The following is a 19777-nucleotide window of genomic DNA, read 5'->3' on the forward strand; positions in this document are numbered from 1 at the left end:
GAACTTTATATTAACAAAGTTTAGCAATTTCTTTTCTTGCATAAAACCACATGCCCAATACAATAAAAATCTGTGTAATAGCAAGCGCAGCAGCGGTTCCAAGTTCTTTATAAAAATAAGTTAATCCTAAATTAATACTAATATTTAAAACTGTTGCCCATAAAATGACCCGAAAATATAAATTATCTTTCCCTAAATTTAATAAAATTTGTTTACCAAACATCGTATCTAAAAATGAAGCAAGCGGAATTATAATCAATATTTTAAATAAAATAATTGCAGGATACATTACTTGTCCATACACCAATAGTATAATCTCTTTGGCAAAGAAGAATCCTAAAAGAGCTATAATCGAAAAAAATATAGCGCCAAATATTGTAATTTTATTTATATTCTCGATCGTCTTTGTCTTGTTTGAAATCATTTCAATGGCTAAAAAAGGAAACAAGGTATTCGAAATTGGCGTTTGAAAATTTCCAATTGCTCTGGCTAGCTTTTCAGCTGATGCAAAGTAACCAACTGCTTGATTGCCTACAAAAATCCCTAATATTAATAGGTTCGTATTGGTGAAGATAGAAATTTTTAATTCTGATAAAAAAACATATTTACCTTTAATTAATTGACTCTTAATTTTTTGAAATGATTGTATTTGTAATTTTAAATCGAAGTGTTTTCTAACAAAATAAAAAGAAATAATCCCTGCCGTAATAAAGCCTAAAGCATTAAAAACAGGGACTAAAAAATAGTCTTGTTCTTCTTTTACAAATATAAAAATTGCTATGGTGAAGATGATTTTTGTAAATAAATTAAGATAAGTGATATACCTCATCTTTTGCATACCTTGAAAAAACCAAACTGGAAAAATAGCTTGCCCCAATACAGATCCAAAGGAAAAAAAATAAATTTCCCAATGATTTCTCAATAATTCAAAACTAAAAACGATGATTGACATCAAAACAAAACACAAACCAAGCAGAAATAATTTGGCCGACATAACACCATTAAAAATATCTTGTTGCATTTTTTTATCATGAATAGCAACCGATATATCTCTGGTCGCAATAGAGTTAAAACCAAAATCAGTGATTATTTGAAAATAGGTGATTAACGCAAATGAAAAAGACAATAATCCAAAACTCTCAATACCTAAAACTCTTACCAGATAAGGAAATGTAAGTAATGGTAATATTAAATTTAAACCTTGGAGTATAGCAAGGTAAACAAAATTAGAAACTAGTATTTTGTGCTTTTTATCGTGTAAAATTTTATTAAAAAAACTAAACATTGTTTTGACGTGTTTTTTACAAAAAGAAGGCTATACCTTAATTAGGAATAGCCTTTAAAAAATTTTGTTTTTTTGAACTATAATTTAACTCCTCTCACTTTTTCAAGCTCTATATAAATTGCTTGTTTTGTATTAAAAATTGGATCGTATTTTTCCCCTTTTGAAATAAGCGTTGCTGTAGCAGAAGATTCGTCAAACGTTATAAATTCGTTTGGTGTAAAATATTTTAGTAGATCTTTTTGATCAACTCTAAATGTTCTTCCTTCAAAACTTAATCTAATCGAATTAATTTTAATTGGGCTCTGATCTTTTTTAGAACTGATATCAAAACGAATATCATTTGGCAAAACTCCTTCGGGAATGCTAAAGGTTATGGTTTGAGGCTCTTGTTTACCTTTTAAACCATAATAAACTGTATTTTTTTCGTCAAAATAATTAATAGATGAATCTTTATAAAACAGAATTAATTCATCATCTTTTTTAATAACTAAATCAACTATAACATCAAATGTATTTGCTTTTACTTCTTCAACTGGCACTGCGGTTGCTTTTTTATCTTCATTTTTACAAGAAACGAAGGCTATCGCAAAGAAAAAAATTGCTGTTGTTAGTTTTATTTTCATCTGTGTTTTTTTACAAAAATATATTTTATTTCTTGAAAAGGTATGTCTTTCAATAGTTACTTAATTAACTTCTAATTTTACAATCTTTAGCGGTAATCATAAAAATTACTTGTAGTACTAATTATATTTAATTGCTTTTAGCGATTGATTTCTATAAAAAGCTATAAATAATCGAAAAAGAATGAAGGTTAGAATAAATAATATTGGTAAAATAAACTTAAATCTTCCGTTAACCGCACTCTTATTTTCAATATTTAGTGTTGAACTGTTGTCTTTTACAATTTTATCTAAACCAATCAAATTGATTCTATAGTCTGCTTGTTCATTAATTACTGCTTCTTTAGTTTTAATGATATCATTTAACTGTGTGTTTTCATTATAATAAACCAGTTTGTCACTTTTCAAAAAACCTTTTGCTTTGTTAGAAAATCCGTTCAAGACAACATTAATTTGAGAAATAATAGTGTCATTTTGAACCATCTTTATTTGAATATTATTTATCGTTTCTTTTTGAATCTCCTTATAATAGGATGCATCATTCAAAAAATTTAATAAAGGCTGAACTGTTTCTTTACTATTCGTTATTTTATCAGTGACAAATGATAATTTATGAAATTTATAGTTTTTACTTGTCAAATCATCCTCAACAGCCTTTTTAATATCACCATCTTCAGCCATCAACTTAATTAGCTCAAAATTTTCAGGCTTATTTTCAATAAATTTATAGACATCCGCAATAGGAGTAATTTCTATCCCTTTAAGCTCTTTTGGTTTTTTTATCCCCGCAACTTCTTTAAGAAAAACGGTATCCCCTTCCTTAATTTTAGATTCAATCAAATCAATTTTAGAATACAAATAATCTGTACTTCCAAAATTTGGGGTCACAATTACTTGATTATTATAATTTATACTTTTTTTGTCTAAAAACATTCCCAAACCCACACCAACAATCAATAAAATGGCAATAATAATGGCATTTTTCACAAAAAATTGAATGCCTTTGAATAGCAATGTATTGATTCTTTCAAAAAAGCTTTTTATCTTTTTTGAAATTTGCATTAAATCAATTTCTTGATCTTCAGGATGATGTTGGGGTAAGTTTGCACTCATGTTATCTTTTTATTTTACGTTGAAAATTTGTTCCAATATTTTAATGGTAATCAAATAGGTTGGCTTTACTCCCGTTGTTCCTAATCCGCCAGAGGCCAATGTACTTCCGGTTTCCAGTGGATTATCCGACGCGTAATACGCATACCTTACCTTAACATTTAATGGAACACTTTTTCTGATTTTGGAAGCCGATTGAATGGCTTTTTGATAATAAGAACCCTCCATTTCCAATCCAATTACGCCCCAAGTTGATTCATGGAAAAACTTCAATAAATCCCTGTTCTGTAAGGATGTTCCCAGTACAGTAACCATTGGTCCTGCAAATACTGAAATCCCGTTACCTTCAAACATGTCAGCCGTTAATTCATTCTCGAAAAAATAATTATCTGCAGTTCCTTCATTGATATGAGCATTTGGGATCATGATATCTCCTTTTCCGCCTTCCAGAATTCCCGCTTTTCCCATTATAGAAACGGATTCTACATTCAATAAAGTCTCTTTTTTATACGGTTTCAATAATTCATCGATAGTTTCATAGGCTTGCTCGCCAAAAGCATAATCCATGACTATTAATACTGGTTGTTTAGCTTTTGTATTAGCTTTTGGAAACGAAGTTTTAGCCCAATCCATTTTGGCTGTATCAAAAATTTGAACGTCAATATTCGTTCCCGAGGTGTCCGGCAGCGAAATCATTCCACATTTCAAAGCGACTTCTTCAACTTGATTGCGAACTTCATTTGCGCCTGACTTGCTTAATTCTTCATAAATAAAGAAATCTGATTTGCCTTTAAATTTGGTTTTTAAAACCTCCGTTGCAAAAATAGAGTTCATTACGCTGTGCATATTGGCACTGATAACATGAATCGGACGACCTAAAAGGTTGTTTTCTTTCAAAACTTCCTTGATATTTGTTGCCCATATTTCACCATGAATATGATGTCCTAAACGTTCTCTCAAAATAGGACTAAAAGTTATCGTCCTTTTATTATCATCAACAACTTCTTCAATTGCCAATTTTCCCAACCAAAAAATCACATGCAAAAAGCGATCCGGGGAAGCAGCCGAACCAAACGCATCGTAAATGTCTAGAACTTCTTCAAATGTTCGTCCTAGGATGTTCGCTGCATGTGAAATCGCTTTCTCTTTTTCTATAAGCGTCAGTTTTTTATTTTGGGAAACCGCCTGCTCCAGTTTAAACCAGTCGCGCGATACTTCACCGGCGTCATCCAGCAAAACTCTATTTCTAATTTTATGGGATTCGATGAAAATAAAAGTCAAATGCGTCAAAATATCATAGATATCGGAACGTCCGCGGGTAATTTCCACATTCATTTGTTCCTCATCAATTCGATAGCAATTACGTCTTCTTTTAGGTGGAACAATCGCTTTAAAATGGGATTTAGAATATCCTTCTTCCGAGGTTAAATTGATAAAACGACATTCTTCAATTCCTAGTGGAAGGCGTTCAATAACATATAAAAGTCCGTTTAATTCTACTTTTTCTTCACCAATATTTCCATATATTTCAGGGCGCAGCGCCAATAAAGCTTCTCTTAATGTGTCTCCAGAAATTCCCATTGGTTTATAAAAACCTCTATTAAATAAATGGCGCATGGTGATGTACATTTTTTCAATAGCTGCCGATGATTCCTGTGCTCTGGATCTTGATATATTTCTAGTCTCTTTCATTCTTTTTTATTTGCTAACCCGTAAATGTAATTCTTTTATTTATTGTTTTAATAAATCAACAATACTCCTATCATTAGAAAGTCTTGGTATTTTATTCTGTCCGCCTAATTTTCCTATTGATTTCATATAGTCCTGAAATCCATTTTTTGCCACTTTGGTTACAACTACTTTTTGCAATACATTCCCCACAATCAAATCGTCATAATACATATTCTGTTTTCTCATTGCATTGTCTATCGCTTCTGCAAAAGCTCCGCTGTCTTCCGGTTCGTTCTCGAATTCGATGAACCATTCATGGTACGGCAATCCTTCTGCTGGTGTGATCTGAGGCGCAACGGTAAATTCGTTAATCCGAATAGTACTTCCAGTTATCGCTTCCTGCAACGCGCTTTCTACTTCCTTACCAATCACGTGTTCCCCAAAAGCCGAAATGTAATGTTTGATTCTTCCCGAAACAACGATTCGATAGGGTTTTAATGATGTAAACTGGACCGTATCGCCAATGTTATATCCCCAAAGCCCTGCATTGGTAGAAATAATCAAAACATAGTTTACACCCAATTCCACTTCGCCAATAGTATAACGTCTTGGTCCAGAACCTTCGGGATCCGCATAAAATTCGTCGCTTTTTATAAATTCATAAAAAATTCCCGAATTCAAGAGCAACAGCATTCCCTTTTCTTTTTGGGAATCTTGATAGGCAAAAAATCCTTCGGAAGCAGGGAAAAGTTCTATGCTGTCTACTTTCCGACCTATTAAATTTTCGAATTTGGCGCGATACGGTTCATAGTTGACACCGCCGTAAATAAATAAATTAAAGTTTTTGAAGATTTCACCAACCGGCTTCCCTCCTTTTTGTTGCAGTTTTTCAAAATACATTTGCACCCAAGAAGGAATCCCGGAAATCACCGTCATATTTTCGTTGAATGTTTCTTCGACAATCGCATTTACTTTGGTCTCCCAATCTTCGATGCAATTCGTTTCCCAAGAAGGCATTCTGTTTTTTTGCAGATATTTTGGAACAAAATGAGCTACAATTCCAGATAATCTGCCCAGTTTGATACCGTACTTTTCTTCTAAAATTGGACTTCCCTGAAGGAAAATCATTTTCCCATCAATAAAATCCGCTTTTCCCGTTTGATGGATATAATGCAAAATTGCATTTCTCGCTGCTTTAATATGATACGGCATCGATTCCTTGGTCAGCGGAATATATTTAGCCCCGGAAGTTGTTCCCGATGTTTTTGCAAAATACAATGGCTTTCCTTTCCAAAGCACATTTTCTTCTCCTTTAACTACTCTGTCAACATAAGTTTTTAGTGCTTCATAATCTCGTACTGGAACATTTTTGGCAAAATCAGCACTTGTTTTTATGGTGTCAAAATGATGGTCAAGCCCAAATTGAGTTCCCTTAGCTTTTTTGATTAACTTTTGTAAAACTTTGTTTTGGGCTGCAACAGGATTTTTGGCCCAAGCTTGTGTTTCTTTATATATTTTGTTTGCAAAAAGTTTTGCCGCTACTGATTTTATTGACATTTTTTATGTTTGTACTTTTTAAGAATAAATACTATTGTTTTACTTAGATTTTATTTTTTTAGAAATAGCGCCCTTTTCCTCTTTAGCCACTTGCGCTCTTAAATCAATTTCCTTTTTTGAAGGGGATAAATTTACTGGAGAAGAAACTTCTTCAGTTGCGCCAAGGATGGAATCTTTATTGAATTTAGCAAACTCCAATTCCCCGGTTAATACTTTTTGGATTGATTTGATATATGCTTCATTTTTCTTCAATACAAATGACAAAGAATCCGCTTTTAAAGCTAATTGAGTCGCGTCTTTTTTTAATTTAGAAGACGAATATCCAGGAATAAATTCGCGCAACGGCGTAAAAGCAATGATAAAAGTGGTAACCGTTATAATAATTATCGCTCCCAAACTAGCAAATACAAAAACATTCATCAATGTGAGTTTTAAAGAAAAGGTCTCTTCAAAAGTATCCTCGTTTAGAATTATTAAACGTCTTTTATTGAATAAATTTTCCTTAATTATTTTCCGTTTTTGTCTTTTCTTGGACATATAATTTGATTATTGAACAAATATAGACAATTAATGCTATTGATAGTATTTGTATGCTTTCAACGCTTTTTTCAAAACGGCAAATATATTTTAATAAATTTTTAACGTTGGCAAAACCAAATAATTGCCTTAAAATGAGTTCCTATTAATTTATTATAATTATCTTTGTCCATAGTTTTTATTACAAATTTGCTTCGGCATAAATTATTCAATCATGGGAAGATTAGGTGTTACAGAAATCCTTGTTATATTGGCCGTTGTTTTATTACTTTTCGGAGGTAAAAAAATTCCAGAATTAATGAAAGGTCTAGGAAGTGGAATTAAAGAATTCAAAAACGCTGCTAAAGAGGACCCATCAGCAGATAAAAAAGAAGAAGAAACAAAATAAAAAAAGGCTTTTCATAATTTGAAAAGCCTTTTTTTTATGGTTTAAATTATCATTGTCAGCTGAATCCTCTTTCTGTCTTCATCGACTTCCGTTACTTTTACCTGAACGTGTTGGTGTAATTTCACTACTTCGTTGACATCACTAACAAAACCTGCTTTAAGTTGTGAGATGTGAACTAAGCCGCTTTCTTTTACTCCAATATCGACAAAACAACCAAAATTGGTAATGTTATTGACAATTCCCGGCAAGATCATTCCGGTTTTTACATCTTTTATGGTTTTTACATTCGGGTCAAATTCAAATACTTTAGCTGATTTTCTAGGATCTAATCCTGGTTTTTCGAGTTCTTTGATGATGTCTTTCAATCCCAACAAACCTATTTCGGGCGTGATGTAATTTTCTGGCTTTATTAAACTCGTTTTTGCTGCATTGGTAATCAAATCATTGACCGTTAATTTCAAATCCTTGGCCATTTTCTCTACAATTCCATAAGCTTCCGGATGAACTGCTGAATTATCTAAAGGATTTTTGGCATTCGAAATCCGGATAAAAGCCACACCTTGTTGGTACGCTTTTTCACCCAATCGCGGTACTTTTTTCAATTGTTTTCTATCGGTGAAAGGACCGTTTTCAGAACGATATTGAACAATATTTTCGGCCAGCTTCTCTCCTATTCCACTTACATAACTCAACAAATGTTTACTCGCCGTGTTGATATTTATCCCCACTGAATTCACGCAACGAATCACCGTATTATCTAATTCTTGTTTTAACTTATTTTGATCAACGTCATGTTGGTATTGGCCTACGCCAATAGCTTTCGGGTCAATTTTTACCAATTCGGCCAACGGATCAGATAGTCGTCTCCCAATAGAAATCGAGCCACGAACCGTTACATCATAATTAGGAAATTCCTCTCTCGCAATTTTAGATGCGGAATAAACGGATGCACCAGCTTCGGAAACAATAAAAACTTGTACCGGTTTGTCGAAAGCTATTTTTTTGATGAAGAATTCGGTTTCGCGCGAAGCGGTTCCGTTTCCTATTGAAATGGCATCAATTTTATACGAATTCACCATCGAACGAATTTTTTTCATCGCCATCGCTTCCTCTTTTTGGGGTGCATGCGGATAAATCGTTTCATTGTATAATAAATCGCCTTTTTCATCCAGACAAACGATTTTACAACCACTTCTAAATCCTGGATCAATCGCCAGAATTCGTTTTTCACCCAAAGGCGGAGCTAATAATAACTGTCCTAAATTATTCGCAAAAACCTGAATCGAATTCGCATCAGCCTTAACTTTGGCTTCCTGCAAAGCTTCATTGGAAATTGCCGGATTCAACAATCGTTTGTAACTGTCTTCAATCGCCAACTGTACGTGTGGCGTGGTTTTATTTTGACTTTTTAAAACTAACGCATCAATAATATCATAGGCTTCGTTGATATTTACTTCTACTTTAAACTTAATAAAACCTTCATTTTCTGCTCGCAGTATCGCTAATAATCGGTGCGATGGTGCCTTAGTCAACGGTTCTGACCAATCGAAATATTGATTAAATTTCTGTGCGCCTTCATCGTCTTTTTTTGTTTTTACTACCTTTGTTGTAATAGCTGCTTTACGTTCGTACAATCTTCGAAGTTGTTTTCGAACATAAATATTTTCATTAATCCATTCGGCAATAATATCGCGCGCACCTTGCAGCGCAGCATCTTCATTAATTACATTTACATTCAAATATTTGGTAGAAATAAAATCGACATCATCATTATTTTGCGCCATAATGATTTTGGCTAATGGCTCTAATCCGTTTTCGCGAGCGACATCGGCTTTGGTTTTTTTCTTTTTTTTATAGGGCAAATAAAAATCTTCTAATTCCTGTAAGTCGAAACTGATTTGGATCTTTTTTTCTAATTCCGGACTAAGCGCATTTTGTTCCAGAATAGATTTCAAAATCGCTTCTTTCCTTCTTACAATAACTTCGTAATCCTTTTGGAATTTGGCAATTTGTTCAATAAAAACTTCATCCAGATTTCCGGTTGTATCTTTTCGATAACGGGAAATAAACGGAATCGTACAATCCTCTTTTAATAATTGAACTGTATTTTGAATATTAAGTGCTTCCGTCGAAACATGCTTAGCTATAAATTGTATATTGGTCATCCTGTAATTAGATAATTTTAAATGCATTAATCTGAAAAATTTTTAATTAGAAAAAATGAAATCGTCTAATTAATTTTTAGCTAAAATAATAGCTTTTAACTTCAAATTTATATCAATTATGACTTTATTATATAGTTTTTTGACCTTAAATATTTTAGCTTTTATAATTATCGCTTATGACAAACGATTGGCGATTGTGCAAAAAAAAAGGATCTCCGAAGAAACCCTTTTAACATTCGCTGCTGTCGGAGGCACAATTGGTTCGGCATTAGCCATGTATATTTTTCGTCATAAAATATCTAAAAAATATTATCTCTTTAAGTTTTACAGAATTGTATTTATCCAAATTTTAATTGGAATTGCTGTGTTCTATTTTTATGAAAAAATTTTCGTTTAAAATAAATCTTAACAGCTAATTTTATCCACTCTTGTTTGGTGTCTTCCACCTTCAAATTCAGTATTTAAAAAAGTATCTACCATATCTACCGCTTGTGGAATCGAAGTATAACGAGCAGGAATACTGATGATGTTAGCATTGTTGTGTTGGCGAGCCAAAGCTGCTATTTCTTTCATCCAACATAAAGCGGCGCGAACTTTAGCGTGTTTGTTAGCTGCCATAGCGATTCCGTTTCCACTTCCGCAAATAATAATTCCGAAATCAGCTTTTGCTTCCGTTATGTCATTTGCAACAGCATGCGCAAAATCAGGATAATCTACACTATCTATAGAATCAGTTCCGTAATTAGTTACTTCATGTCCTTTTGTTTTAAGCATTTCAACAATTGCTTTTTTGTATTCTGGTCCGGCGTGATCGTTTCCTATGGAGATTTTCATTTGTAATGAGTTAAGTTGTGTGCTGCAAATTTATATAAAGAAATTTAGTTTTGTTGAATTTAATTCTCGCTTTCTTTAATACAATATATTAATTCAAATTAACTTTCTATAACTACCAGACTGTTACCAAATTAGCACTTATTAACAATTCTTTTAAATGCATAAACGACTAGAAATCAATGTGGATTATATAATAAATTTGTTAATTTTTTACATTGTTAATAGTAAAACGCAATTGCTTGATATTCAGTTAACTTTAAATTAACATATATTGTTTATAACTTTAGATAGAATATTAGAAGTTTTTTTGGGTTGTAACAAAAAAATAAGTAATCCAAAACCCACATTAGAAATCCAAATTTTGTTTGGTGAATTTTTAGAATAGTTATCATTATAAAAAAGTAGTTTATTAACAAAAAATTATAAAATACTTATTTACAAAACTGATTCATTTTACATTATTAACCATTGTTAATTAAAATTTAAAACCGCTTTAAAACTAAACCTTTACTATAAAATAAGTATGTTAATAACTCTATATAACATCCTAAAACTTCATTTCAATACATTTTAAAATAAATTTATTGCCATTATTAACAAGCTATAATAACAACCAAAAAATAATTTAAATTTAATTTTTCTTTTTGTTTATATTAATATATGTTGATAACATTTAAGTTTTAAAAATTTTTAAATCAAGTTTAAGAATTGTAAACGCTATGAATTAATTAAACAATTCTAAGATTGTTATTTAGATTGTCTAAAATATCTTGAACCGCTTGAAAATCGTTTGGATGGACTTTTAGTTTAATACCACCTAACGCTGCAGAATAAAAAGGAGCAACCGCTAGTGTAGTTTCGTTTTCGAAAAAATAATGAATTCCCTCCTGATCTAAAATATGTTTTAGAACAACAATTTCATGTGAATAATTAAAAATAGCAATGGTTTGAAAGTCTTCCATTTGAATCGTTTTTATAAAGATACAACTATTCTGTAAAGTTATATTTTCTTTAATTCTATTAACCGTTTATTGATAACCATTAACTATTTCGTAATTTTATAGCTTATAAGAAAAGATGTATGAGTAAAAGATTAAGAAAGCCGATAAAAAAAGAGAAAGATTTCTCTGATAAAATATTAAAAATATTATCGCAAAGTGCTAATAAAGCATTCAATTACAAACAAATAGGAGCAAAGCTAGAACTCGATGATACCCAAAGCAGAAATCAAATTATTAAAGATTTGAAGATTCTCGCTTCTCAAGATAAAATTATCGAATCAGAACCCGGAAAATATTTAGTTAAAGCAGTAAGTAAAGATTATTACGAAGGTAAAATTGATATGACTGGTCGTAAGACAGCTTATTTCGTTTGTTCTGAACTGGAAGAAGATGTTTTTATTCCAACAAATAATTTGAATCACGCTTTAGATAAAGACATTGTAAAAGTATATGTTTATAACAAAAGAAAAGGTAAAAAACCGGAAGGTGAGGTAATTGAAGTAATTGAAAGAAATAAAACCGACTTTGTTGGTGTAATTGACATTCAAGCTAATTTTGCTTTTGTTTCAACAGCTAATCCTAAAATGTATACTGATATTTTTATTCCAAAAGATAAAATAGGCGAGGCGGAACAAGGAGATGTAGTTTTGGTTCATATAGAAGACTGGCCAGCCAGAGCCGATAGTCCTTTTGGTTCTGTAATAAAAGTATTAGGGAAACCAGGAGAACACGATACCGAAATTCATGCCATTCTTGCTGAATACGGATTACCATCAGAATTTCCTATAGAAGTAGAAACGTTTGCACAAAAAATTGATACATCGATAGAAGCAAGTGAAATTGCTAAACGTCGTGACATGCGGGATACATTGACCTTTACGATTGATCCAAAAGATGCCAAAGATTTTGATGATGCTTTATCATTCAAAAAATTAGAGAATGGCAATTACGAAATTGGAATTCATATTGCTGATGTTTCCCATTATCTTCAAGAAGGAACAATCCTTGATGATGAAGCGTATCAAAGAGCAACTTCGGTTTATTTAGTGGATAGAGTAGTGCCAATGTTACCTGAAGTATTATCAAATTTTGCTTGTTCGTTGCGTCCAAATGAAGAAAAATATACATTCTCCGCTATTTTCGAAATCACCGAAACCACGCAAGTAGTCAATCAATGGTTTGGTAGAACGGTAATTTATTCGGATCAGCGTTTTGCTTACGAAGAAGCACAGTACATCATAGAAACGAAAGATGACGTTATTCCGGAAGAAATTTCTATAACTGGTAGTTCGTATAAAGTTTCGAAAGAAATAGTTGCTGCGACGCTAAAAATGGATGAATTAGCTAAAATTTTCAGAAAAAGAAGAATGGCTGATGGCGCTATTTCTTTTGATAAAGTGGAAGTAAAATTCAATTTAGATGCTGATGGAGAACCTCAAGGTGTTTATTTTAAAGTATCAAAAGATGCCAATCATCTGATTGAAGAATTCATGCTTTTGGCAAATAGAAAAGTAGCGGAATTCATTGGAAAACAAAAGAAAACATTTATTTACAGGATTCATGATGAACCAAATGAAGATAAATTGATTGCCATGCAAACTTTAATTGCAAAGTTTGGTTACAAAATTGATTTTAGAAACAAAGGTGATATTTCAAAATCATTGAATGCTTTGATGGAAGAAGTGAATGGTAAAAAAGAACAGAATTTAATTGATACTCTTGCTATTAGAAGTATGAGTAAAGCCAAATATTCTACCGATAACATTGGGCATTACGGTTTAGCTTTTGAATATTATTCTCATTTTACATCACCCATTCGTCGTTATCCCGATGTAATGGTGCATCGATTATTGCAGCATTATCTGGACGGAGGAAAATCGGCAGATGAAGAAACGTATGAAACGAAATGTGTTCATTCTTCCACGATGGAAGGTTTAGCAACAAATGCGGAACGAGATTCTATAAAATACATGCAGGTAAAGTACATGCAAGATCATCAGGATCAGGAATTTTTGGGTGTAATTTCTGGTGTGACTGAGTGGGGAATTTATGTTGAAATTATCGAAAATAAATGTGAAGGAATGTGTAGAATACGCGATATAAAAGACGATTACTACACCTTTGACGAAAAACAATATGCATTAACTGGCGCAACTTCCGGAAAATTATTACAATTAGGAGATGAAATTTACGTTAAAGTAAAAAACGCCGATTTAGTTAAAAAACAACTGGATTTTAATTTTTTACGAAGAATTGAAGAACCAATAAAATAAAAAAATGAAAAAATTAGTCATTATTGCAGTTGTATTATTAAGCCAATTAACAAATGCTCAGTTAACTAGAAACTTAGGAGATTTTGATGAAGTACGAGTATTTGACAAAATCAATTTAAAACTGATTCCTGGTTTAGAAAATAAAACCATCATTACAGGTAATAGAGCGAATGAAGTAGAAGTGGTCAATAAAAACGGTATTCTCAAAATTAGAATGCCTTTTCCACAATTATTATCAGGTGATGATATTATAGTGAAGTTATATTTTAAAAAAATTGAAGGTATAAGCGCAAGTGAAGGAAGCTACGTTTCAAGTGAAACTGATTTTAAACAAACCATATTGAATTTGAATTCAAAATCAGGTGCAGTTATTAACATTGACATAAATGTTGATAAAGTGAATGTAAAAGCTAATGCTGGTGGAATAATTGAATTATCAGGAACAGCATTAAATCAAGATGTTGTTATTACTTCTGGAGGAGTTCTAAAAGCAAAGGATTTACATACGACACAAACCTCAATAAGCGTTTCTGCTGGAGGAAATGCAGAAATCAATGCTACAGTATTAGTAGATGCAAAAGTTAAAGCTGGAGGCTCTGTCTATATTTATGGAAAACCGAAGCAAATTAATAAAGAAGTTTTCATTGGTGGAACTATCATGGAAAAATAATAGTTTTGCAATTCTATTTGATAAATTTTAAATTTTAATGATAAACGATATTTTATCCGGTATTCCGTGGGGAATTTTTTTAAGTTTTATGATAGGTCCTGTTTTTTTTATTTTACTGGAAACCAGTATTATAAAAGGATTTAGAGCGGCATTAGTATTTGATTTAGGTGTAATTTGTGGTGATATTGTTTTTATAGGAATTGCTTATTTAGGAAGTTATAGACTGATTCAAAGTTTAAAAGATAAGCCGGCTCTTTTTATTTTTGGAGGAATATTGATGTTAGTTTACGGTATTATTTCTTTCATACAATTAAAAAAAGAAGAAAAGGTAAATACTGATATAATTGATAAGGAGATTATAAAGAAGAATTATGGAAGTCTTTTTGTAAAAGGATTTTTTTTAAATATCATTAACATTGGTGTTCTTGGTTTTTGGCTGGCAATTATTATTTCTGTTGGCCCAAAACTGGAAATGCAAACTTCCAGAATGATGACTTTTTTTACAACAGTGATTTTATCTTATTTATTTATAGATTGTATTAAAATTCTATTAGCCAAACAGTTAAAAAATAAATTGACACCTACTAATATTCTTAAAATCAAAAAAGGAATTAGTATTGTTCTAATGATTTTTGGTGTCGTTTTAATTACCCAAGGTTGGTTTCCAAAAGAAAAAGAAATGGTAAAAAATGCCTTCGAAAAAATAGAAAATAAGTAAAGAAGTTTTTAATTCAAAAATAAAGAAAGCCTAAATTGGATAAAAATATTCCGATTTAGGTTTTTTTTATCTTGAAAATTGTCGTTTTAACTAAGTAGAAAAACTAATCTTTAAATGAAATTGCTCCTTTGTCGGAATGACAAAAAATGACAGTTTATTAAATGAACTTATATTCCTTATATGGTTTGAAATTCTAAACATACAAAGCATATAAGTTTTAAAAAAGCACTGTAATAAATTCTGTGTCTGATTGATATTATCTTTAATTTTTAAGAAAAAGTTAAGCAAAAAAAAAGAGATACATTTCTGTATCTCTTTTAGAGGCATCGTCCGGATTCGAACCGGAGTAGGAGCTTTTGCAGAGCCCAGCCTAGCCACTCGGCCACGACGCCAATTATTTATTGGTGTGCAAATATACTAAAAAAGTTAAAAAAGGAAAGCCAATAACCACAAAGTTTTAAAAATTTGTTATTGCCAATTCGTAATTCGTAATTAACCTAACTTCTAGTTTCATCCATTTCTATAGTAACTGCTTCAACATCACCACCAATAGGAGGATTTAATTTTGAAACCTCTAAAATTACTCTGGAAATAGATGGAATTTCTTTGAATGTCCTGGTAATTATACGTTGTGCCACATGTTCCAATAAGTTGGATCGAATGGCCATTTCTTCTTCTACAATTCGATTTAAATGCACATAATCTACGGTGTCATTTAATTCATCTGATAATGACGACTGTCGTAAATCTGTTTTTATTTTTAAATCTACTCTGTAATCGGAACCTATTTTGCTCTCTTCAATTAAACAACCATGATAGGAAAAGGTTCTGATGTTTTTTAATTTTATAAATCCCATTTTTATAATTTTAATCTTGTGGTGTTTGGATTTTGGTAATTGGAGGTTACAGCTTGAATTGAAACAATTTTCTCAAATTCATCAACTGTAAAATGGATTGAATATGGAAATTTTTTAAGAGGTAATATTCTGATTTCGTTATATTTTACTTCAAAAAATGGAATGTTATTTAACGTTAAGGCATAGTTTTTGAACTCTTTATAAAATAATTTACCCAATCCTATTCTTATAGATTCGTAATATTCGGCTGCTTCATTAACTTCTTGTTTTGCTCTAGGAAGAATGGTGGTTTTATAATTTTCTTTTAAAGCCATTTTTTGTCTAATTCTTTCAAAGCGTCTTCTAAAGGAATATAATCTTCTGGTTTAGCGTTTTTCATTCGTTCTAAAACCATTTCTTGTTGCCATAGCGGAACTTCATTCTCTGTGTTGTCATTTATAGAAACGTCAGGAATATGTTTGAAAAAACTAATAAAAGTTTCGTAAAAATCGTCTGGAATTGTAACTGTTATTTGTCTCATCACCTTTAATATTTAAACAAAAATACAAATTTTTGTTTATAGTTTGTTCTTTATGGCGAATCTAACTACAAACCATAAACCACGAACTATAAACTTTTTATATCTTTGCTAAAATTAAGAAAAAATATGTCAACCGAAGAAAAATCGCTCCATTTTATAGAACAAATCATTGAAGACAGTTTATCAGGCGGTTTTCCTCAAGATAAATTACGGTTTCGTTTTCCGCCGGAACCGAATGGGTATTTGCATATTGGTCACGCCAAATCTATTTGCTTGAACTTTGGTTTAGGATTAAAGTACAATGCGCCAGTTAATTTGCGTTTTGATGATACCAATCCAGCCAAAGAAGAACAGGAATATGTAGATGCAATCAAGGAAGATTTGAAATGGTTGGGTTTTAATTGGACCGAAGAATTATACTCTTCTGATTATTTTCAACAATTATATGATTGGGCGGTTGGCATGATTAAAAATGGTAAAGCTTATATTGACAGTCAATCATCGGAAGATATGGCGATTCAAAAAGGAACTCCTACACAACCTGGAGTTGATGGACCTTATAGAAACCGTTCCATAGAAGAAAATTTAACTTTGTTTGAAGGAATGAAAAACGGAGATTTTCCGGAAGGAAGCCATGTTTTACGTGCTAAAATTGATATGAAATCAACTAATATGTTGATGCGTGATCCGTTAATGTATCGTATTTTACACCGTCATCATCACAGAACCGGAAACGATTGGAATATCTATCCAATGTATGATTATGCACACGGAGAAAGTGATTATATCGAACAAATTTCGCATTCTATTTGTACACTTGAATTTGTAATGCACCGTGAATTATATGATTGGTTTTTAGACCAAATTTATGATGAATCAAAAGTAAGACCACATCAGTACGAATTTGCACGTTTGAACTTGAATTACACGGTAATGAGTAAGAGAAAACTACTGCAACTGGTTCAGGAAAATATAGTAAATGGTTGGGACGATCCCAGAATGCCTACCATTTCAGGACTGAGACGACGTGGTTACACAGCTGCTTCTATTCGTAAATTTTGTGATATCATTGGGGTTGCCAAAAGAGAAAATGTCATCGATTTTTCACTTTTGGAATTTTGCTTACGGGAAGATTTAAACAAGACGGCTCCGAGAGTTATGGCAGTTTTGGATCCAATAAAATTGATTATTACTAATTATCAAGAAGATAAAGAAGAATGGCTTGAAGCCGAAAATAATCAGGAAGATGAAAGTGCAGGATTCAGAACAGTTCCTTTTTCAAGAGAATTATACATTGAGAGAGAAGATTTTCTTGAAGAGGCACCAGCTAAATTTTTCCGTTTGAGTTTAGGCAGAGAAGTTCGTCTTAAAAATGCTTATATCATCAAAGGTGAAAGTGTTGTAAAAGATGCTGCTGGAAACATAAAGGAAATACATGTTACTTATGATGAAGACAGCCGAAGTGGAAGTGGGAGTGAAGCCAGTCAGCGTAAAGTGGCAGGAACCTTGCATTGGGTTTCTATACAACATGCTTTAGAGGTCGAAGTTCGTTTGTATGATCGTTTGTTTATAGATGAAGCGCCAGACAGTCATAAAGAGAAAAATTTCTTAGAATTTATCAATCCTAATTCTTTGCAAATTGTAAAAGGATTTGTTGAGCCAAGTTTATTAGACGTAAAAGCGGATGATAAATTCCAGTTTCAACGTTTGGGTTATTTCAATGTTGATAAAGACACAACCGAAGGTAAAATTGTTTTTAATAAAACCGTTGGTTTGAAAGATGCTTGGGAAGAAAAAGGCAAGAAGGAAGAAAATTTATTGATGAATACTCAAAAGGAAATCAATAAATATGTAAAGGAAAAAGAAGAGAATAATGCGGTTTTGATTTTAAATTATATCATTCAAAACATAAAAAGTATTGATAATTACAGTTTAATTATTCAGACAATTGTCAAAAATATCAAGAATGATAATAACTCCCTGTTGTTTTCTAATTTGATTTTGCACTATTCTGATAAAGTTAAAATTAAAGACATAGAGGAAGAGTCATTGACTAAATTGTATTCGATGTCTTTAAAAAGTCAAATGGCTGCTGTCAGAATTTTGGCAATCCAGAATTTGCAAAATGATTTAAATAACTACAGTCTTTTTGAAACTCAACTTTCGGAAATTAAAAATGTTGAAAAAAACGAAAAAGTTCTAAAATTATTAAATGATTTGAAATTATAACGGACCACAAACGATATAGATTTTTTCAATCGAAAGCGCCTTTTATCAGGTGCTTTTTTTATTATAGTAAATTCTTATTAAAGTTGTTAGTACTATAAAATTTATCAATTAAAATAGATGCGCATAAATGAAATTTAAAGCGGTTTTTTAAGTTTCACAGCTTGATTTACGTTTGTTGATTTTTTGAACAACAGCGTGCTTTATTTGGTGTTTTGGTCTTATGGAAAACAATTTAACGGCTTGTTAACAACGGGATGTTAATAAAATCCGTAAATTTAGATTATTAACAATAAAAACAGAAATTATGTCAAATAACGCAGGAAGTACATTATTAGCTTTATTAACTGGTGCAGCTATTGGAGCTGGATTCGGAATTTTATATGCACCAGACAAAGGTTCGAGAACCAGAGAAAAAATTAATGATGGATATGATGAAGCCAAAAATAATTTAAAGCATAAATATGAAAATGCAGCTGAAGAGTTGAAACATAAAATTTCTCTTTTCAAACAAAATAATTTACAGGAAACTTATGATGAGATGCTTTCTAATGTGAGTCATAAAACCGAAGATGTAATTTCTTTTTTAGAAGAAAAATTGGCTAGCTTGAAAGAGCAAAATGCGAAGTTTCAAAAATAATATTGGTTACCAGTACTAATTGATATTAAAAAACAGATATATGGCTTTTGAAGAGTTAAAAGAAAACACAGAGAATATTCAAGGACAGATGCAGTCTTTTTTGGAAAGCAATGTGGCTTATTATAAATTATGGGGTTTTAAGGTTGCTATGAAATCAACTACCATGATTCTTAAGTTCACGTTGATTTTTATATGTTTTAGCATTGTTTTATTATTTTGTTCCATTGCTGGAGCGTTGGCAATAGGCAAATATTTAGACAGTTATCCATTGGGATTTTTAAGCATAGCAGGGGTATACCTTGTCTTAACGGGTCTTTTATTCACAATCAGAGAAAGATTTTTTGAAGGATCAGTATTAGAGAAATTTTCTGAAATATTTTTTAACGACGACTAAATTATGGAAACAAAAAAATATTCATCCTATGCTCAGATTGATAGGGAATTGGAAATATTGAAAATAGAAAAAGAAATCAGTTATCAAAAACTGGTTTACGGGATTAAAAAAACGAAAGAGAGTTTTACACCACAAAACATTGTCAGTGGAGTGATAGGTTCTTCGTTGAACGCTTTTTCAGGTAATTACGGGACGTTAATAAATCTTGCAATTCCATATGTTGTTAAAGCAGTTCCTTTTGTTTCCAAGGTTTTTCCAACGGTTATCAAATGGGTATCAAAATTAAAAAGAGGCAATTAAGCCTCTTTTTT

General features: G+C 31.5%; 21 protein-coding genes and 1 tRNA gene. 9 read left to right on the top strand and 13 right to left on the bottom strand.

The annotated features are described in order from the left end of the window. Window positions 1-10: 10 nt before the first annotated feature. From ACFX5F_RS13960 to ACFX5F_RS13985, 6 genes are all read right to left on the bottom strand, one after another. On the bottom strand, window positions 11-1285 hold the full coding sequence (locus tag ACFX5F_RS13960) for a flippase (RefSeq protein ID WP_379852623.1): 1275 nt from the start codon (window positions 1283-1285) through the stop codon (window positions 11-13). Window positions 1286-1362: 77 nt separating this feature from the next. Further along, window positions 1363-1908, bottom strand: a complete 546-nt coding sequence (locus tag ACFX5F_RS13965; RefSeq protein WP_379852624.1) for a hypothetical protein — start codon at window positions 1906-1908, stop codon at window positions 1363-1365. A gap of 117 nt (window positions 1909-2025) precedes the next feature. Beyond that, window positions 2026-3018, bottom strand: coding sequence for a hypothetical protein (locus tag ACFX5F_RS13970; protein WP_379852625.1), 993 nt, complete (start codon window positions 3016-3018; stop codon window positions 2026-2028). 9 nt (window positions 3019-3027) lie between these two features. Next, window positions 3028-4707, bottom strand: a complete 1680-nt coding sequence (locus ACFX5F_RS13975; protein WP_379852626.1) for a DUF6909 family protein — start codon at window positions 4705-4707, stop codon at window positions 3028-3030. A gap of 39 nt (window positions 4708-4746) precedes the next feature. Beyond that, window positions 4747-6243, bottom strand: coding sequence for a GH3 auxin-responsive promoter family protein (locus ACFX5F_RS13980; protein WP_379852627.1), 1497 nt, complete (start codon window positions 6241-6243; stop codon window positions 4747-4749). Between the two features lie 39 nt (window positions 6244-6282). Continuing rightward, window positions 6283-6780 (bottom strand): peptidase, encoded by a 498-nt coding sequence (locus tag ACFX5F_RS13985; RefSeq protein ID WP_379852628.1) that lies wholly within the window; start codon window positions 6778-6780, stop codon window positions 6283-6285. A gap of 214 nt (window positions 6781-6994) precedes the next feature. On the opposite strand from ACFX5F_RS13985, the gene tatA reads away from it, so the two are divergent. Continuing rightward, window positions 6995-7168 (top strand): twin-arginine translocase TatA/TatE family subunit, encoded by a 174-nt coding sequence (tatA, locus tag ACFX5F_RS13990; protein WP_379852629.1) that lies wholly within the window; start codon window positions 6995-6997, stop codon window positions 7166-7168. A gap of 41 nt (window positions 7169-7209) precedes the next feature. On the opposite strand, the gene ACFX5F_RS13995 is transcribed toward tatA, so the two are convergent. Beyond that, window positions 7210-9333 (bottom strand): Tex family protein, encoded by a 2124-nt coding sequence (locus ACFX5F_RS13995; protein ID WP_379852630.1) that lies wholly within the window; start codon window positions 9331-9333, stop codon window positions 7210-7212. Between the two features lie 118 nt (window positions 9334-9451). Between ACFX5F_RS13995 and ACFX5F_RS14000 the strand changes: the two genes are divergently transcribed. Continuing rightward, on the top strand, window positions 9452-9730 hold the full coding sequence (locus ACFX5F_RS14000) for a DUF1294 domain-containing protein (protein WP_379852631.1): 279 nt from the start codon (window positions 9452-9454) through the stop codon (window positions 9728-9730). Window positions 9731-9738: 8 nt separating this feature from the next. On the opposite strand, the gene rpiB is transcribed toward ACFX5F_RS14000, so the two are convergent. Together rpiB and ACFX5F_RS14010 are read right to left on the bottom strand one after the other, a co-directional pair. Continuing rightward, entirely contained in the window at window positions 9739-10167 is a 429-nt protein-coding gene (gene rpiB, locus ACFX5F_RS14005) for a ribose 5-phosphate isomerase B (RefSeq protein WP_379852632.1), read from the bottom strand. A 728-nt stretch (window positions 10168-10895) separates the two neighbouring features. Next, window positions 10896-11129 carry a DUF2007 domain-containing protein gene (locus tag ACFX5F_RS14010; RefSeq protein ID WP_379852633.1) on the bottom strand — a complete coding sequence of 78 codons (234 nt, stop codon included), beginning with the start codon at window positions 11127-11129 and terminating at the stop codon, window positions 10896-10898. A 119-nt stretch (window positions 11130-11248) separates the two neighbouring features. Here ACFX5F_RS14010 and rnr point away from each other — a divergent pair, with 119 nt between their 5' ends. From rnr to ACFX5F_RS14025, 3 genes are read left to right on the top strand one after another with little or no spacing between them, the layout of a single operon-like run. Next, a complete protein-coding gene (rnr, locus tag ACFX5F_RS14015) occupies window positions 11249-13441 on the top strand; it encodes a ribonuclease R (protein ID WP_379852634.1) in 2193 nt (730 codons plus the stop codon). 4 nt (window positions 13442-13445) lie between these two features. Next, window positions 13446-14111 carry a head GIN domain-containing protein gene (locus ACFX5F_RS14020; RefSeq protein ID WP_379852635.1) on the top strand — a complete coding sequence of 222 codons (666 nt, stop codon included), beginning with the start codon at window positions 13446-13448 and terminating at the stop codon, window positions 14109-14111. Between the two features lie 37 nt (window positions 14112-14148). After that, on the top strand, window positions 14149-14829 hold the full coding sequence (locus ACFX5F_RS14025; protein WP_379852636.1) for a LysE family translocator: 681 nt from the start codon (window positions 14149-14151) through the stop codon (window positions 14827-14829). 321 nt (window positions 14830-15150) lie between these two features. Here the strand turns inward: ACFX5F_RS14025 and ACFX5F_RS14030 are convergent. The 4 genes from ACFX5F_RS14030 to ACFX5F_RS14045 form a co-directional block, all read right to left on the bottom strand. Then, window positions 15151-15221, bottom strand: a tRNA-Cys gene (locus ACFX5F_RS14030). 105 nt (window positions 15222-15326) lie between these two features. Continuing rightward, window positions 15327-15686, bottom strand: a complete 360-nt coding sequence (folB, locus tag ACFX5F_RS14035) for a dihydroneopterin aldolase (protein WP_379852637.1) — start codon at window positions 15684-15686, stop codon at window positions 15327-15329. A 2-nt stretch (window positions 15687-15688) separates the two neighbouring features. After that, on the bottom strand, window positions 15689-16000 hold the full coding sequence (locus ACFX5F_RS14040; protein WP_379852638.1) for a type II toxin-antitoxin system RelE/ParE family toxin: 312 nt from the start codon (window positions 15998-16000) through the stop codon (window positions 15689-15691). After that, entirely contained in the window at window positions 15991-16206 is a 216-nt protein-coding gene (locus ACFX5F_RS14045) for a hypothetical protein (protein ID WP_379852639.1), read from the bottom strand. Before ACFX5F_RS14045 ends, ACFX5F_RS14040 begins: the two co-directional genes overlap by 10 nt. Before the next feature lie 126 nt (window positions 16207-16332). Between ACFX5F_RS14045 and ACFX5F_RS14050 the strand changes: the two genes are divergently transcribed. The 4 genes from ACFX5F_RS14050 to ACFX5F_RS14065 all read left to right on the top strand — a co-directional run bounded on the left by ACFX5F_RS14050 (window position 16333) and on the right by ACFX5F_RS14065 (window position 19766). Then, on the top strand, window positions 16333-18435 hold the full coding sequence (locus ACFX5F_RS14050; RefSeq protein ID WP_379852640.1) for a glutamine--tRNA ligase/YqeY domain fusion protein: 2103 nt from the start codon (window positions 16333-16335) through the stop codon (window positions 18433-18435). A 304-nt stretch (window positions 18436-18739) separates the two neighbouring features. Then, window positions 18740-19072, top strand: coding sequence for a YtxH domain-containing protein (locus ACFX5F_RS14055; RefSeq protein WP_379852642.1), 333 nt, complete (start codon window positions 18740-18742; stop codon window positions 19070-19072). Between the two features lie 40 nt (window positions 19073-19112). After that, window positions 19113-19466 (top strand): competence protein, encoded by a 354-nt coding sequence (locus ACFX5F_RS14060; RefSeq protein WP_379852643.1) that lies wholly within the window; start codon window positions 19113-19115, stop codon window positions 19464-19466. 3 nt (window positions 19467-19469) lie between these two features. Then, window positions 19470-19766, top strand: coding sequence for a DUF6327 family protein (locus ACFX5F_RS14065; RefSeq protein WP_379852644.1), 297 nt, complete (start codon window positions 19470-19472; stop codon window positions 19764-19766). The last annotated feature ends 11 nt before the right edge of the window (window positions 19767-19777 follow it).

The organism is Flavobacterium zhoui (genome assembly GCF_042787235.1).
Classification (GTDB): Bacteria; Bacteroidota; Bacteroidia; order Flavobacteriales; family Flavobacteriaceae; genus Flavobacterium; species Flavobacterium zhoui.